This window comes from Qipengyuania sp. ABI-127-1 (genome assembly GCA_022953095.1).
GTDB lineage: Bacteria > Pseudomonadota > Alphaproteobacteria > Sphingomonadales > Sphingomonadaceae > Qipengyuania.
Genome location: JALJCR010000001.1, coordinates 661,738 through 678,134 on the forward strand (window position 1 = coordinate 661,738; position 16,397 = coordinate 678,134).

The 16,397-nt window shown below is 63.1% G+C and carries 14 protein-coding genes; 12 read left to right on the forward strand and 2 right to left on the reverse strand.

Features of this window, described 5'->3' with window-relative positions; translation table 11 throughout:
• The first annotated feature begins 38 nt into the window (after positions 1 to 38).
• The 7 genes from MUY37_RS03100 to MUY37_RS03130 all read left to right on the forward strand — a co-directional run bounded on the left by MUY37_RS03100 (position 39) and on the right by MUY37_RS03130 (position 7,069).
• On the forward strand, positions 39 to 1,241 hold the full coding sequence (locus MUY37_RS03100; protein ID WP_499193948.1) for an NAD(P)/FAD-dependent oxidoreductase: 1,203 nt from the start codon (positions 39 to 41) through the stop codon (positions 1,239 to 1,241).
• 15 nt (positions 1,242 to 1,256) lie between these two features.
• Positions 1,257 to 3,014 (forward strand): SulP family inorganic anion transporter, encoded by a 1,758-nt coding sequence (locus MUY37_RS03105; RefSeq protein ID WP_499193949.1) that lies wholly within the window; start codon positions 1,257 to 1,259, stop codon positions 3,012 to 3,014.
• A gap of 228 nt (positions 3,015 to 3,242) precedes the next feature.
• Positions 3,243 to 3,761: a ferritin-like domain-containing protein gene (locus tag MUY37_RS03110; protein ID WP_499193950.1), complete on the forward strand. Its 519-nt coding sequence runs from the start codon at positions 3,243 to 3,245 to the stop codon at positions 3,759 to 3,761.
• Between the two features lie 35 nt (positions 3,762 to 3,796).
• Positions 3,797 to 4,426, forward strand: coding sequence for a peroxiredoxin (locus MUY37_RS03115; protein ID WP_499193951.1), 630 nt, complete (start codon positions 3,797 to 3,799; stop codon positions 4,424 to 4,426).
• 77 nt (positions 4,427 to 4,503) lie between these two features.
• Positions 4,504 to 5,946, forward strand: coding sequence for a cytochrome ubiquinol oxidase subunit I (locus MUY37_RS03120; protein WP_499193952.1), 1,443 nt, complete (start codon positions 4,504 to 4,506; stop codon positions 5,944 to 5,946).
• Entirely contained in the window at positions 5,946 to 6,941 is a 996-nt protein-coding gene (gene cydB / locus MUY37_RS03125; protein ID WP_499195104.1) for a cytochrome d ubiquinol oxidase subunit II, read from the forward strand. The genes MUY37_RS03120 and cydB overlap by 1 nt, the downstream gene beginning before the upstream one ends.
• Entirely contained in the window at positions 6,941 to 7,069 is a 129-nt protein-coding gene (locus MUY37_RS03130; RefSeq protein WP_499193953.1) for a DUF2474 domain-containing protein, read from the forward strand. Before cydB ends, MUY37_RS03130 begins: the two co-directional genes overlap by 1 nt.
• 18 nt (positions 7,070 to 7,087) lie before the next feature.
• Here the strand turns inward: MUY37_RS03130 and hutC are convergent, their stop codons facing one another.
• Complete coding sequence (hutC, locus tag MUY37_RS03135; RefSeq protein ID WP_499193954.1) at positions 7,088 to 7,780, reverse strand: histidine utilization transcriptional repressor HutC; 693 nt, start codon at positions 7,778 to 7,780, stop codon at positions 7,088 to 7,090.
• Complete coding sequence (locus MUY37_RS03140; protein ID WP_499193955.1) at positions 7,777 to 9,147, reverse strand: formimidoylglutamate deiminase; 1,371 nt, start codon at positions 9,145 to 9,147, stop codon at positions 7,777 to 7,779. The genes hutC and MUY37_RS03140 overlap by 4 nt, the downstream gene beginning before the upstream one ends.
• 65 nt (positions 9,148 to 9,212) lie before the next feature.
• On the opposite strand from MUY37_RS03140, the gene hutI reads away from it, so the two are divergent.
• From hutI to MUY37_RS03165, 5 genes are all read left to right on the forward strand, one after another.
• On the forward strand, positions 9,213 to 10,430 hold the full coding sequence (gene hutI / locus MUY37_RS03145; RefSeq protein WP_499193956.1) for an imidazolonepropionase: 1,218 nt from the start codon (positions 9,213 to 9,215) through the stop codon (positions 10,428 to 10,430).
• A complete protein-coding gene (gene hutH / locus MUY37_RS03150; protein ID WP_499193957.1) occupies positions 10,423 to 11,958 on the forward strand; it encodes a histidine ammonia-lyase in 1,536 nt (511 codons plus the stop codon). The genes hutI and hutH overlap by 8 nt, the downstream gene beginning before the upstream one ends.
• Positions 11,955 to 12,743: an N-formylglutamate deformylase gene (hutG, locus tag MUY37_RS03155; RefSeq protein WP_499193958.1), complete on the forward strand. Its 789-nt coding sequence runs from the start codon at positions 11,955 to 11,957 to the stop codon at positions 12,741 to 12,743. Before hutH ends, hutG begins: the two co-directional genes overlap by 4 nt.
• Entirely contained in the window at positions 12,740 to 14,413 is a 1,674-nt protein-coding gene (gene hutU / locus MUY37_RS03160) for a urocanate hydratase (RefSeq protein ID WP_499193959.1), read from the forward strand. The genes hutG and hutU overlap by 4 nt, the downstream gene beginning before the upstream one ends.
• A gap of 190 nt (positions 14,414 to 14,603) precedes the next feature.
• Positions 14,604 to 16,391: a DUF885 domain-containing protein gene (locus tag MUY37_RS03165; RefSeq protein ID WP_499193960.1), complete on the forward strand. Its 1,788-nt coding sequence runs from the start codon at positions 14,604 to 14,606 to the stop codon at positions 16,389 to 16,391.
• Positions 16,392 to 16,397 lie beyond the last annotated feature (6 nt).

Below are 16,397 nucleotides of genomic sequence, written 5' to 3' on the forward strand. Positions count from 1 at the left end.
CATTCGGGAGAAGACAGATTTCCACATCGCATACAGTCGTGGTGATCGGCGGGGGCGCGGCGGGCATCGCGACAGCCGCCTCGCTGCTCAAACGCCGCCCCGGTCTCGACATCGCGATTGTCGAGCCGGCCGATACCCATGCCTATCAACCGGGCTGGACGATGGTTGGCGGCGGGATCTTCGAACCCGAAGTCACGCGGCGACCGATGGCCAGCGTGATGCCGCGCGGCGTCGAATGGATCAGGGCGGCGGCCAAATCCTTCCAGCCGGACGATAATCAGGTGACGCTCGAGGACGGCTCCACCCTGCGCTACGAAGTGCTTGTCGTCGCCCCAGGTATCCGGTTGGCGTGGGAAAAGATCGCCGGTCTCGAAGACACGCTGGGCAAGAACGGGGTAACGTCCAATTACCGGTACGACCTGGCCCCCTATACGTGGGAGCTGGTTCAAGGCCTTACCTCGGGCCGGGCCATCTTCACGCAGCCACCCATGCCGATCAAATGCGCCGGTGCGCCGCAGAAAGCCATGTATCTCTCGTGCGACCATTGGCGTCGCGAAGGTATGCTCGACCGGATCGATGTCGAGTTCTGCAATGCGGGCGGGGTGCTGTTCGGCGTTCCCGATTATGTTCCCGCTCTGATGAGCTATGTCGAGAAATACGATATCGGACTTCGGCTGGGCAATAATCTCGTTTCGGTCGACGGCCCGGCACAGCAGGCCGTTTTCAAGACCGAAGACGGCGAGGTGACTCGCGATTTCGATATGCTCCATGTCGTTCCGCCACAGGTTGCGCCTCAGTTCCTGGCCGACAGCCCACTGGCGGCCGAAAGCGGTTTCACCGACGTCGATCAGCATACTTTGCGCCATAACCGCTACGACAATGTCTTCGGGCTTGGCGATGCCGGGTCGATGCCCAATGCCAAAACGGCGGCCGCGGCGCGCAAACAGGCGCCGGTCGTCGCGGTGAACGTGCTGCAGCAGCTCGCCGGGCGGGGGCCGAAAGCGGGATATGATGGCTATGGGTCCTGCCCGCTCACGGTCGAGCGCGGAAAAATCGTCCTCGCCGAATTCGCCTATGGCGGCAAGCTTGCTCCGAGCTTCCCGACCTGGTTGATCGACGGAACTAAGGCGCAGCGCCTGTCCTGGATGCTCAAGGCCGATGCATTGCCCTGGATCTACTGGAACGGCATGCTCAAGGGCCGCGAATGGCTTGCCGGTCCCGGTAATATGATCGCGCAGTAGGAAAGGGCATTGCCGGTGCTTTCGCGTTACCTGCCAATCCTCGAATGGGGGCGGACATACAACAGGAACGTCCTGACGGATGACCTGATGGCGGCGGTGATCGTCACCATCATGCTTATCCCGCAAAGCCTGGCCTATGCGCTATTGGCGGGCCTGCCGCCGGTGGTGGGGCTCTATGCCTCGATCCTGCCCCTGGTGCTTTATGCCGTGTTCGGGACCAGCCGCACGCTGGCGGTGGGGCCGGTGGCGGTGATCTCGCTGATGACGGCCTCTGCCGCCAGTGCGATCGCAGATCAGGGCACGGCGCAATATCTGGAAGCGGCGATCACGCTCGCCATGCTTTCGGGGGTGATGCTGGCGATCCTCGGCATTCTGAGGGCGGGCTTTCTCGCCAACCTCCTCTCGCATCCGGTTATCAGCGGTTTCATAACCGCATCCGGCGTTCTCATCGCGACCAGCCAGCTCAAGCACATCCTCGGGGTGAGGGCGGGAGGCGACAACTGGCCGGATATGCTCGGATCGCTCGCGGCATCGATCGGCGAAACGAATGGCTGGACGCTGGCCATCGGAATCCCGGCGACCGTGTTCCTGTTCTGGGTCCGCAAGGGCGCCAAGCCGGCACTGCAGAAGCTGGGCCTGCCTGAACGGGCGGCGGACATGACGGCCAAGGCCGGTCCGGTGGTCGCGGTCGCGCTGACGATTCTGGCCGCGATCGCTTTCGATCTGCAAGATAAGGGCGTCAACATTGTTGGCGCGATTCCGCAGGGCCTGCCGCCCTTTGCAATGCCATCGACCGACCTGGCGCTGATCGAACGTTTGTGGGTCCCCGCGCTGCTGATTTCGATCATTGGTTTCGTCGAAAGCGTTTCGGTCGCGCAGACGCTGGCCGCCAAGCGCCGCCAGCGCATTTCACCGGACCAGGAACTGATCGGCCTGGGTGCGGCCAATGTCGCCAGTGCGTTTTCCGGTGGCTATCCGGTGACGGGCGGCTTTGCCCGCTCCGCAGTCAATTTCGATGCCGGTGCGCAAACACCCGCCGCGGGCGCCTATACCGCAGTGGGCATTGCACTCGCCACGCTGTTCCTCACACCGCTATTGTTCAGCCTGCCTATCGCCACGCTGGCCGCAACGATCATCGTCGCTGTGCTCAGCCTGGTCGATCTCAAGACGCCCGGCCGCCTGTGGCGCTATTCGAAGGCGGATTTCGCCGCGCATATCGCCACCATCGCCATTACGTTGATTGCCGGTGTCGAGATGGGCGTGATTGCGGGCGTGGTCGTGGGTTTGCTGCTGTATCTCTGGCGCGCCAGCCGCCCGCACGCAGCGATCGTCGGGCGGGTTCCGGAGACCGAGCATTTCCGCAATGTCGAGCGGCACGAGGTCTTCACCGTGCCGCACGTGCTATCGATCCGTATCGACGAGGCGCTGACCTATCTCAATGCACGCTGGCTGGAGGAATACGTCCTCGAGGAAGTGGCCGAGCGGCCCGCCGTGCGTCACGTGATCCTGATGTGCAGCGCGGTCAATGCCATCGATGCCTCGGGCCTGGAAAGCCTCGAAGCGATCAACCACCGGCTCGGCGATGGCGGCATCGGCCTCCACCTGTCGGAGGTCAAGGGACCGGTGATGGACCGCCTGCAACGGTCGCATTTCCTCGAAGAGCTGAACGGTCAGATATTCCTCTCCCAATCGCACGCTTTCGAAAAATTGGTATCAGACGATGGCGCGCCCCCCGAAGCGCATGATCACTATCTGGCGCGCGGCCTTATCTGAGCGGCGGCGTTCCGGCTTGGTTTAAAAGCGGCAGCGTCGCTGTGCTGACCGGAGTTCATTTAGGAAAAAAGTGTATTTGAAGGGCGCAAGGTTCGTTCCGGCGGCTTGCGCAGAGGCGAGTTGCGCTCGACTCACTACCGATTGCATAATTCGATTACATTAAGTGATAAATAAAAGTTCTCCTTGGGGCGCGCGTGATGTAGGGCTGTGCGTCGAAAGGAGGCCGATATGTCCGGTCCCGATTACCTCCTGCCGGCCCTGATATCCGGTCTGGCGGTGGTGTCCGGTTGCACGCTCGCGAGCGCCCCCAACCCCGCCGACACTGACGGCAGAGCATTGCGTATGGCGCTCGACGACGAATACCGGGCCGAAGCAACCTATGCTGCGGTCATCGACGCGTTTGGCGAAGTGCGTCCCTTTATCAGGATCATCGACGCCGAGCGCCGTCATGCGGCCCGGGTGAAGGCGGAAATGGACCGTCTCGGCATCACCTATGATCCGGTCAATCCCTATCTCGGTTCGATCTCGGCACCGCCGACATTGCTCGCGGCCTGCGAGCAGGGCGTTTCTGCCGAAATCGAGAATATCGCGCTATACGACCGCTTGCTCCCGACCATTCGGGACGATGGCGTAAGAGCGGCCCTGAGCGATCTTCAAAGGGCGTCTCGCGAACGTCACCTTCCCGCTTTCGAGCGGTGTGTCGCCCGTGGCGGGCAGGCCGGGCGAGGTCCCGGTCGCCGTCGCTAGAACCTTCGTTCCTGTTACCAGAGAGGACTTTCCCCATGTCTCTTCATATTGGCGATACCGCGCCGAACTTCACAGCCGCCACCACCACCGGCGAGATCGACCTGCACGAATGGTCGGGCGATAGCTGGGTGTTTTTCTTCAGCCATCCCGCAGACTTCACCCCCGTCTGCACCACGGAAATGGGCATGACCGCGAAGCTTGCCGAGCAATTCGAACAGCGCAATGTGAAGCCTCTCGGCCTTTCGACCGATACGGTCGAGGAGCATTGCAGGTGGGTAAAGGACGTCGATGAGACGCAGGGCGTAACGCTTCGATTCCCGATCGTCGCCGATCCCGATCTGAAGATCGCCCGGCTTTACGACATGATTCATCCCGACGAGAGCGAGACGGCCGCTGTCCGTTCCGTCTTCATCATCGATCCGCAGAACAGGATTCGCCTGACGATGACCTATCCGATGAGTGTCGGGCGCAATTTCGATGAAATTCTGCGCGTCATCGACAGTCTCCAGACCGGTGATCGGGCGGGGATCGCCACGCCCGCCAACTGGATGCCCGGCGAGGACGTGATCATCCCGCCTTCGGTCAGCGATCAAGAGGCGCGCGAGAAATTCCCGCAAGGGTTCGAGACGATCAAACCCTATCTGCGCACCACGCAGCTAGGGTGAGGGCCGCAGGGACGCGTCCCCTTGTTCCGCCCCGGGGAGGCGTCCTAGACCCATGCACAGACTGACAAGGTAGGCCCATGTTCGAACAGTTCGACGCCCTCTTGCTCGCACGTATCCAGTTCGCCTTCACGGTGAGCTTCCACTTCTTCTTTCCGGCCTTCACGATCGGGCTTGCGAGCTTTCTGATGGTTCTCGAGGGGCTGTGGCTCAAGACCGGCAAGCAGCTTTACCTCGACCTGTTCAAATACTGGGTGAAGATCTTCGCCATCGTATTCGCGATGGGCGTCGTCTCCGGCATCGTCATGAGCTATCAGTTCGGCACCAACTGGGCCGTATTCTCCGACGTTGCCGGGCCGGTGATCGGGCCGCTGATGGCCTATGAGGTGCTGACCGCCTTTTTCCTCGAAGCCGGATTCCTCGGGGTAATGCTGTTTGGCATGAACAAGGTCGGCAAGAAGCTGCATTTCTTCGCGACCTGCATGGTGGCCCTGGGCACCTTCGTGTCCGCCTTCTGGATCCTGTCGGTGAACAGCTGGATGCAGACGCCCACAGGCTTCGAAATGGCTGCCAACGGGCAGATTCTCCCGGGCGAAAGCTGGTGGGACATCGTCTTCAATCCGAGCTTTCCCTATCGCCTGGTCCATACGGTCATGGCTGCTTATCTGACCACTGCCTTCGTGGTGGGCGGGGTGGGGGCGTGGCACCTGCTCAAGGACCGGGCTAACCTCCATGCGCGCAAGATGTTCTCGATGGCGATGTGGATGGCGGCGATCGTCACACCGCTCCAAATCTTCGCGGGCGATCTGCATGGTCTCAACACGCTGGAACACCAGCCGCAGAAGGTAATGGCGATGGAGGGGCATTTCGACAGCCACCCCGATGGTGCGCCGCTGATCCTGTTCGGGATACCGAATAGCGCGGAAAAGCGGGTCGATTACGCGATCGAAATCCCCAAAGCTTCTTCGCTCATTCTCAAGCACGATGCCGATGCGCCGCTGGCCGGGCTCGACACCATACCCGACGACGAAGAACCGCCCGTGGGGATGGTCTTCTGGTCGTTCCGCATAATGGTCGGCCTGGGCTTCGCCATGCTCGGAATCGGTCTGTGGAGCCTCTACGCACGATGGCGAAAGAGGCTCTACGATTGGCCGCTGCTGCACAAGGCGGCGGTCGTCATGGGGCCATCGGGCTTCGTCGCCGTGCTGGCGGGCTGGATAACTACCGAAGTCGGACGCCAACCTTACGTCGTTTACGGCTTGCTCAGGACCGCCGACGCAGCAAGCCCGCTCGACGCGCCCGCCGTGGCCGGTTCGCTGCTGGCATTCATTGTCGTCTATTTTGCCGTCTTCGGCATCGGCATCTGGTATATCCTGCGCTTGATGAGCCATGCACCGCATGTCGGCGAACTGGGTGCGAAGCGCGGCGATACGGGGCCGATCCGCACTGCCGGTATCACGCCCGGCCCTACCCAGAATCCGAGCCATGATGAACCGCTCCCGACAGAAAAGGAGGGTGAATGATGGATCTCACCGTCATTTGGGCATTTATCATTGCCTTCGCCGTGTTCGCCTATGTGGTGATGGACGGGTTCGATCTGGGCATCGGTATCCTTTTCCCGACCTTCGATGTGGGCCGTGAACGCGACCGGGCGATGAATTCGATCGCGCCCGTATGGGATGGAAACGAGACCTGGCTCGTGCTTGGCGGCGGCGGGCTGTTTGCGGCCTTTCCGCTTGCCTATGCCGTCATTCTGCCCGCGACCTACCCGCTGATCATCGCAATGCTGCTGGGGCTGGTCTTTCGCGGCGTGGCCTTCGAATATCGCTGGCGCGATCCGGGGCACAGGCGTTTGTGGGATGCGGCCTTCACCGGCGGTTCGCTGGTCGCGGCCATGGCCCAGGGCATGACACTGGGCGCATTGCTGCAGGGTATCGAAGTGGTCGATCGGGCCTATGCCGGAAGCTGGTTCGACTGGCTGACGCCCTATACATTGCTGTGCGGTCTCGGCGTCGTCGTTGGCTATGCGCTGCTCGGCAGCACCTGGCTGATCTGGAAGCTCGACGGGCCGGGCCAGGCCCATGCCCGAAAGCTCGCCCTGCGTTCGGCTCTTGCAACCATTGTGCTGATGGGGGCGGTCAGCCTGTATAATGTGTTCCTCAACGCCGAATATGCCGAACGCTGGCTGACGGCGCCGGAAATCTACTTTGCCGCGCCCGTTCCGATCCTGACCGCCATCATCGCGCTGTCGATGATCCAGGCCATCCGCAAGGCCCGGAACAGCAAGCCGTTCTGGCTTTCCATCGCGCTGTTCTTTTTCGGAATGGCCGGGCTGGGCGTGACGATGTGGCCCTATGTAGTGCCGCCCGGCGTGACCATCTGGGATGCCGCCGCACCCGAGCGGAGCCAGATCTTCATGCTGATCGGTGTCGCCATCACCTTGCCGCTTATCATTGCCTATACGGCCTGGGCCTATTGGGTCTTTCGCGGCAAGGTCGCCGACGAGGGCTATCATTGATGGCCCCGCTGCCGGAACGGGAACCGCCCCTGTGGCGGCGCCTGGCCTGGATGGCGGCAATCTGGGTGGCGAGCGTGGCTGTGCTCGGGGCCATCGCCTGGATCATCAGGCTGTGGCTGGCTCCATGATATAAGCCGCCGAGGCTCCTAGATCGCGAAGGCGATCCGGTGATTTGGGGCGTAGCGAAGTGTCATCGTGGTTACAGGACGATCGTCGAGCCATGTGGTCCGTTCCATCGTAAGCAGCGCCTTGCCATCGATCGTGCCGAGCATTGCGGCCGTGTGCCGATCGGCATTGGTCGCCAGCAATGCCACCTCGCCGCGTGTGAAAGGCACGGTTCGCACCAGCCATTCATTGGCGCTCAGCGCGCCGAGGTCGGCATGTTCGAACTGCGGAACCGTGGCGAGATTGATCCAGCGGGTCTCGAACGCGAACGGGGCTTCATCGGCCAGATGCAGCGTCTCGAGATAGACGGAACGCGCATCGCCCACAGCCTTCAGACGTTCCACCACCGCTGGAGGCGGCGATGCCAGCTTTCGCTCGATGATCTTGCAGCGATAGGCGCTACCGGCCTCTTCAACCTGTTCGCGCAGCAGTTGGATGCGCAAGCTCGCCTGCGGTAGCGGCAGCGGGCGCACGCGCGTGCCACCCTTGCGCTTGCGCTCTACCAGGCCTTCCTCGGCCAATGCCTGCAATGCGCGATTCACCGTGGTGCGTGAACAGCCATATTCCTGCGCGAAATCGGCCTCGCCCGGGATCAGTTCGCCCAGCTTCCATTCGCCTGCGACGATGCGCGCGCGGATCGCTTCACGGATGCCGTGATGGGTGTTCGGATTCACAGCGCCGCGCCAAGCTCGCGGATCGTGCGGGCAAACCGGGATCGGATTTCGGAAGCGCGACGATGTTCGCCGTTTTGAACGATATGCCGCCCCGCCGACCACACGTCGCTGACCGCGCGCCTTTCGACCCCGAATATCCACGCATCGAGCCGCTGGTCTGCCTGAGGCCAGTCGAGGAAGGGCAGGTCGTCGCGCAGTGCCACGATATCGGCCAGCTTGCCTGTCTCGATCGATCCCGCATTGCGTCCGATCGCCTGCGCGCCGCCACGCGCGGCACGTTCGTAAAGGTAACGTCCGTTGGAGCGAGTGGCGTCGTCGGTCAGCACGGCACGCTGGCGATGGGCCAGGCGCTGCGAGAGTTCAAGCATGCGCAGTTCTTCCGCAAGCGAGATTCGGATGTTCGAATCAGAACCAATTCCGATGCGCCCTTGCGCCGCGAGATAATCGCGCGCCGGGAAAATCCCGTCGCCGAGATTAGCCTCGGTCGTCGGGCACAGACCTGCGACCGCACACGAAGCCGCAAGGTCGGATGTTTCCCTCGCATCGAGATGCGTGGCATGGATGAGGCACCAGCGCCTGTCGACAGGCAGGTTGTCGAGCAGCCAGCGCACCGGGCGCGCGCCGAGATGGGCCTCGACCTCTTCGACTTCCTTTACCTGTTCGGCGGCGTGGATGTGAATCGGGCCGTCCGGGCACAGCGCCTGGCATATATCGAGCCCCTCGCGGTCCACCGCGCGCAGCGAATGCGGGGCCACCCCAAGCCGGAAGTCGGCCGGCATGTCGCGGGCGCATTCCGAAATCCGGGCGTAAAGCGTTTCGAATGCGGCAGCCGAACTGCCGAAGCGTACCTGACCGCCCGTCAGCGGACGTTTGTCGAGCCCGCCATGGGTGTAGAGCACCGGAAGATGCGTAAGGCCGATCCCGCTGCGCTCGCTCGCGGCGAAGATGCGCCGCGAAGTTTCGGCTGGATCGTTGAAATGCCCGCCGCCGACCCGGTGATGGAGGTAATGGAACTCCGCCGAAGCGGTGTAGCCTGCTTCCGCCATTTCGAGCTGCACCAGTGCGGCGATCGCCTCGATATGATCGGGCTCAAGGATGTCGAGGAAGCGATACATGACCTGCCGCCAGGTCCAGAAATCGTCGGCTCCGGCGGGGCCGCGGGCCTCGGCCAGCCCGGCCATCGCGCGCTGGAAACTGTGGGTGTGGACATTGGCCATACCGGGCAGCGCCGTGCCGACCGCTCCGGCTGCGTCGAAGCCGCGAGGCGAGATTTCGGCGATTACCCCCCTTTCGTCCACATGGATTGCGTGATCCGCCAGCCAGCCCGAGGACGTGAGGACCTGCCGTGCCGAAATTATGCTTCCCATTGGCCGTTGCGCCTTTCTAATATTATGTGCATACATAATCACACAGAGAGGAGCTGCGCAAGTCCATGACGGGTCGAGTGTTCATCAATTGCAGAGCCGCGACGATGGTCGCGGATGAAGTCGGCTACGGGCTGATCGACGATGCGGCGATCGCGGTGGATGAAGGGAGGATAGCCTGGGTCGGGCCGCGTGGCGTGCTTCCCCGGGACCTTGATTGTTGGGAGCGCGTCGATCTCGGCGATGCGCTCGTCACGCCGGCGCTGGTGGACTGCCACACCCACATCGTCTTCGGCGGTGATCGCAGCCGCGAATTCGCGCTGCGCCTGGAAGGCGCGAGTTACGAGGAGATAGCGAAGGCAGGGGGCGGCATTCGCTCGACCGTTGCTGCCACTCGCGAGGCCAGCGAGGAAGAGCTACTCGCCAGCGCCCTGCGCCGGGTGGACGATTTGATCGCAGACGGTGTTGCGGTCATTGAGGTCAAGTCCGGATACGGTCTCACCATCGAACACGAGATGCGCATGCTTCGCGTCGCGCGGGCGATCGAAGCCGAACGCCCCGTCCGCATCGTGACAAGCTGGCTTGCTGCCCATGCGCTGCCGCCCGAATTCGAGGGCGAGGCCGACCGTTATATCGACGAGATTGTCATTCCGGGCCTCCAGGCTGCCGCTGCCGAAGGCCTGGTCGATGCCGTCGACGGCTTCTGCGAGGGAATCGGTTTCAGCCCGGCGCAAATCCGCCGCGTATTCGAAACGGCGCGTGATCTTGGCATCCGTGTCAAACTGCATGCCGAGCAATTGAGCGATCTCAAGGGCGCGGTGCTGGCCGCCGACTACGATGCCTTGTCCGCCGATCACCTGGAATGGTTGGCACCTGGGGACGCCGCTAAGCTAGCTGAAAAAAATGTGGTGGCGGTGCTTCTCCCCGGGGCTTTCTATGCCCTGCGCGAAACGCGTCTGCCGCCGATGGAGGCGCTACGCGAGGCGGGTGTCGCGATGGCGCTGGCCACCGATTGCAACCCTGGAAGCTCGCCGCTCTCTTCGCTGCGGCTGGCCATGAACATGGGCTGCACCTTGTTCCGCATGACTGCCGAAGAAGCGCTGGCGGGGGCGACGCGGAACGGGGCGAAGGCGCTCGGGCTGGAAGCCGATTACGGCACGATCGAGGCAGGTAAACGCGCCGACCTTGCAGTGTGGGATGTGTCCCACCCTGACTATCTCAGCTATTGGATCGGCGGACGCCTGCTGCGCGGCCGCATTGTTGCAGGAACCCACTACCATGCGTGACTCGCTGTCGCCCGGATCGCTCGGCATGGCCGAGCTGGAGGCACTCTATCGCTCCTCCGGTTCCTTCCGGATCGATGATGCCGCCATGGCGGCGGTAGCGCAGTCGGCCGATCGACTGCGTTTGGCAGTCGGCTCGGACGAAGCGATCTACGGGGTCAATACCGGCTTTGGCAAGCTGGCCAGCGTGCGCATCGGGGCAACCGATCTCGGGACGCTACAGCGCAATCTCGTCCTCTCGCACAGCGCCGGTTTCGGCGAACCGCTCGCCCCCGAGATCGTGCGCTTCATAATCGCGCTCAAGTGCCTTTCGCTCGGGCGCGGGGCATCGGGCGTGCGCCCGGTGGTGGTGGAGCGGCTTCAACAACTGGTGGAGGCGGGCGTCACTCCCGTAGTGCCCGAGAAGGGATCGGTCGGTGCCTCGGGCGATCTTGCACCGCTTGCCCATGTTGCGGCCACGCTGATCGGAGAGGGCGATGCTTTCTATCGCGGCGAACGCATGGCGGCGGGCGAGGCGCTCCAGCGCGCCGGGTTCGAACCGCTGGTGCTCGAAGCCAAGGAAGGTCTTGCCCTTCTCAACGGTACGCAGGTCTCGACCGGGCTTGCCCTGGCCGCGCTGTTCGATAGCTGGCGGCTGGCCGTCAATTCGCTGGTCACCACCGCGCTGTCGCTCGATGCAGCGATGGGATCCACGGCGCCTTTCCGCGAGGAAATACACACGCTGCGCGGCCATCGCGGCCAGATCGTCGCGGCAGAGGCGGTTCGCACCCTTCTCGAAGGCTCGCAAATTCGCGAAAGCCACCGCGAGGACGATTTGCGGGTGCAGGACCCTTATTGCCTGCGCTGTGCGCCGCAGGTGATCGGCGCCTGTCTCGACCAGCTTGCCCATGCGGGCAATGTCTTGCGGATCGAGGCCAATGCCGCGACCGACAACCCGCTGGTCCTGTCCGATGGTAGCATCGTCTCTGGTGGTAATTTCCATGCCGAACCGGTCGGGATGGCGGCGGATGGGATTGCCATTGCCGTGTCCGAGATCGGCGCTATCGCCCAGCGTCGCATCGCGCTATTGGTCGACCCGGCGCTGAGCTTCGGCCTCCCCGCATTTCTCGCGCCCTCGCCGGGCCTGCAATCTGGCCTGATGATCGCCGAGGTTACCAGCGCTGCCCTGATGAGCGAGAACAAGGCGCTTGCCAATCCGCGCGTGGTCGATTCTACCCCGACCTCGGCCAATCAGGAAGACCATGTTTCGATGGCCTGCCATGGCGCGCGGCGGCTGTTCGAGATGAATGCCAATCTCGCGGCCATCCTTGGTATCGAGGCGATGACCGCCGCGCAGGGCGTCGAATGCCGCGCCCCGCTGGAAACCAGCGCGACCCTGCAAATAGCGATGACGCGCATCCGCGCCGCCTCGCCCGCATTGACCGGGGACCGCCTGATGGAACCCGACATCGCGGCCATGGCGGAGCTGCTCGGCGCGGCGGTTCTGGCCGAGGGCATTGCCGCCGAGACGATCGCCGGTTTCGGTGCATGAGCCCCGTCACCATTATACCCGGCACCTCGCCGATCGTGCTCGCGCAGCCGCATTCGGGGACTTTCGTGCCCGGGAATATCCGTGCGAAGCTGACCGAACGCGGGGCGATGCTTGCCGATACCGACTGGCATATCCCGCAGCTCTATGACGGCCTCGTCCCGCAAGCGACGATCGTGCGGGCCGAATTCAATCGCTACGTCATCGATGCCAACCGCCCGCCCGATGGCGAGAGCCTCTATCCCGGCCAGAACACAACCGGTCTGGTGCCACTGGTCGATTTCGAGAACCAGCCGCTTTGGCACGAAGAGCCGGACGAAGGTGAGATTGCTCGCCGCCGCGAGGCCTTCCACGCGCCCTACCACGCCGCGCTCCGCGCCGAACTCGACCGCGCGCGCGCCGCGCATGGTTTTGCTGTGCTCTATGATTGCCACTCAATCCGGTCGCATCTGCCTTTCCTGTTCGATGGTACGCTGCCCGATCTCAATATCGGCACCAATGGGGGTGTATCCTGCGGGCAGGCAATCGAACGCGCTGTCGCCATCGCCTGCGCCAATGGCCCTTACAGCTATGTCGTAAATGGCCGCTTCCGCGGCGGCTGGACCACGCGGCATTACGGCCATCCCTGCGAGAGCATCCATGCGATTCAGATGGAAATCGCCCAATCGACCTACCTCGAAGCCGAAGAAACGCCCTTCACTTTCAGTCCAGACAAGGCCGCCGACCTGCGCGACACGCTCGCCGAGATATTCGACGGCATCGAAAGCACTTTCGGAGATCTTAAATGACCATCGACCGCCGCAATGCCCGCGACATCAAGTCGCCCACCGGGCCTGAACTCACCTGCCGTAGCTGGCAGGCCGAGGCACCGTTCCGCATGATCCAGAACAATCTTGACCGCCAGGTGGCGGAAAATCCCGATGAGCTGGTTGTCTATGGCGGGATCGGCCAAGCGGCCCGTAGCTGGCAGGATTTCGAAGTGATCCTGTCGAGCCTCAAGACGCTTTCCGACGACGAAACGCTGCTGGTCCAGTCGGGCAAGCCGGTCGGCGTGTTTCGCACGCATGCCGATGCGCCGCGCGTGCTTATCGCCAATTCCAACATCGTGCCGCACTGGGCCAATTGGGACCATTTCAGCGAGCTCGATAGGAAGGGCCTGATGATGTACGGCCAGATGACGGCCGGTAGCTGGATCTACATCGGCACGCAGGGCATCGTGCAGGGCACGTATGAAACCTTCGTCGAGGCCGGCCGCAGACACTATGATGGCGATCTGACGGGCAAATGGATTCTGACCGGGGGACTCGGCGGAATGGGCGGCGCGCAGCCGCTCGCCGCTGTCATGGCCGGGGCCTGCTGTCTTGCGGTGGAATGTAATCCCGAGAGCATCGATTTCCGCCTGCGTACCCGCTACCTCGACGAGAAGGCCGAGAGCGTGGACGAGGCGCTCGCCATGATCGAGCGCTGGACCGCCGCGGGCGAGGCGAAATCGGTCGGCCTGCTGGGCAATGCCGCCGAAATCTTCCCCGAACTGGTGAAACGCGGCGTGCGTCCGGATATCGTCACCGACCAGACCAGCGCGCACGATCCGGTGAACGGCTACCTCCCCGAAGGCTGGACCATGGGCGAGTGGCGCGCCAAACGTGAAAGCGATCCCAAGGCGGTCGAAAAGGCCGCGCGCGCCTCGATGCGCAAGCAGGTCGAGGCCATGCTGGCCTTTTGGGACGCGGGCGTGCCCACGCTCGATTACGGTAACAATATCCGTCAGGTCGCGCTGGAGGAAGGGCTGGAAAACGCCTTTGCCTTCCCCGGTTTCGTGCCTGCCTATATCCGCCCGCTATTCTGCCGCGGTGTCGGCCCGTTCCGCTGGGCCGCGCTCTCGGGCGATCCGGAAGATATCTACAAGACCGATGCCAAGGTGAAGGAACTGCTGCCCGACAACCACCACCTGCATCACTGGCTCGACATGGCGCGCGAACGGATTGCCTTTCAGGGCCTGCCCGCACGCATCTGCTGGGTCGGGCTGGGCGACCGTCACCGCTTGGGCATGGCGTTCAACGAAATGGTCGCGAATGGTGAACTGAAAGCCCCCGTCGTGATCGGCCGCGATCACCTCGATTCCGGTTCGGTTGCCAGCCCCAACCGCGAGACCGAGGCGATGAAGGACGGCTCGGATGCGGTCAGCGACTGGCCGCTGCTCAATGCCTTGCTCAACACGGCCAGCGGCGCGACCTGGGTCAGCCTGCACCATGGCGGCGGGGTCGGCATGGGCTTTTCGCAGCACGCCGGGATGGTCATCGTCGCCGACGGGACCGAGGATGCCGCCCGGCGTCTCGAACGGGTGCTGTGGAATGATCCAGCGACGGGCGTCATGCGCCATGCCGATGCAGGCTATGAAGAGGCGCTGGAATGTGCGCGGGAAAAGGGGCTGGACCTGCCCGCCATCCTCGGCGGTTAGGCCGCCGGTCGCGACTATCTCCCCTAGCCGCCGCACGAGTCTTCGCGGGTCCAGGGATGGGGCACCAGCGGAGAGCTTGCGCATGGCTGGACGTTTCCTGCGGATCGGCGGAACCCGTTTGTCGAACAGGCTTTGCGGTGCCGGTATGACCGGCTAGCCTGGCCCGCACGATCTCAGGGGAGAGTCTCGCATGACCCGCACTTACACTCGTATCGCTTCGGCGATCGCTATCGCCTGCGCCACGGTTTCGACACCCGCCATCGCGCAGGATCATTCGGCGCATCACAGCGGGATGTCCGCCAATGAGCGTGAAGCCGCCAAACTTCACGATTTGTTCGAGCGCAGCGAAGCCGCCATGCTCGACCGCAATCCGGTGAGCGCTTTTTTCCGTGGCGATTTCTCCGATGCCGACAAACTCGGCGATTTCTCGCCTTCGAGTTATGCGGCGGACCGTGCGGCGGCTGACGCCAATCTCGCCGAACTCGCCACAATCGACCGCTCGGCGCTGGGCGAAACAGATCGCATTGCCTACGACGTCTTTGCGTATACGCAGGAGCGCACGCTGGCGATGACCGCGCCCGATGTGCTGCCGACTGTGCTCGCCCTGCCGATAGATCACTTTCGCGGACTGCATGTTTACTATCCGCGCCTTTCCGCACCCGGGGCGCTGATGCCCTTCGATACGGTCGAGGATTACGAGAACAATTTCAGCCGCCACCGCGAATTCGCGAAGGTGATCGACGATTCTATCGCGCGCTTCCGCACTGGCGCCGAACAGGGCATCACCTTGCCGCGCATGTCGGTGGAACTGATGATCGAACAGCTTGGTCTGCAGATCGATACACCGGTCGAGCAGAGCCCTTATTGGGCTCCGGTGGCGAATTTTCCCGATACGGTTCCGGAAACCGAGCGCGCGCGGTTGACCGAGAAGCATCGCGAAACGCTGACCGGCACGCTGATCCCTGCGCTTGCCAAGCTGCGCGATTATCTTGCGAATGAATATCTGGAACAATCGCGCATCAGCATCGCGGCGACCGACAATCCCGGTGGCGATGCCTATTACGCCTACCGGATCGAGGAAAATACCACGCTGGCGCTGACCGCGCGGCAGATCCACGAAACCGGGCTTGCCGAAGTCGCCCGGATCAATGCCGCCATCGATGCAGCCAGGGCGGAGGCCGGCGATCGGACGGGCAAGACCTATACCACCAAGGCCGATTTGCAGGCCGCTTGGTACGAGGTTGCCGGGCAGGTCGACCCGCTGATGGACGAGGTTTTCCTGCGCAAGCCCGAGACCGAACTGAGGATCGAACCCTACGAGCCCTATCGCGAGAAGTTCTCTCTCGCGGCAAGCTACATGCCCGGCAAGGCCGATGGGTCACGCCCCGGCACGTTCTATTTCAGCGGCTACAACGTGGCCGAAAGAAAGCTCGGCACCTCAATCTCGCTCTACATGCATGAAGGCAATCCGGGGCATCACTTCCAGTCGATGTTTGCGATCGAAAACGAGGAACTGCCTGAATTCATGCGCTATGGCGGGTTTACCGCCTTCAGCGAAGGCTGGGGGCTCTACGCCGAAAGCCTGGGCTACGAACTGGGTCTGTATGACGATCCGGTCGAGCGGCTGAAAGCGCTCGAGGGCGGCGAAATGCTGCGCGCGGTGCGGCTGGTGGTCGATACAGGCATGCATGCGCTTGGCTGGAGCCGCGAGAAAGCCATCGAATATATGACGGCCAACGGAGCCGCGCGCGATTTCGCGGAAAGTGAGAGTGCGCGTTACATCGTGATGCCGGCGCAGGCGCTCGCCTACAAAACGGGCGAACTGAAGATCAAGGAGCTGCGCGCCCGGGCCGAGGCCGCGCTGGGCGATGCCTTCGATGTCCGCCGGTTCCACGAACAGGTACTCAATACCGGCGATATTCCGCTGCCCGTGCTCGAAGCCAAGATCGACGCCTGGATTGCGGGCGGCGGACAATAAGAGGGA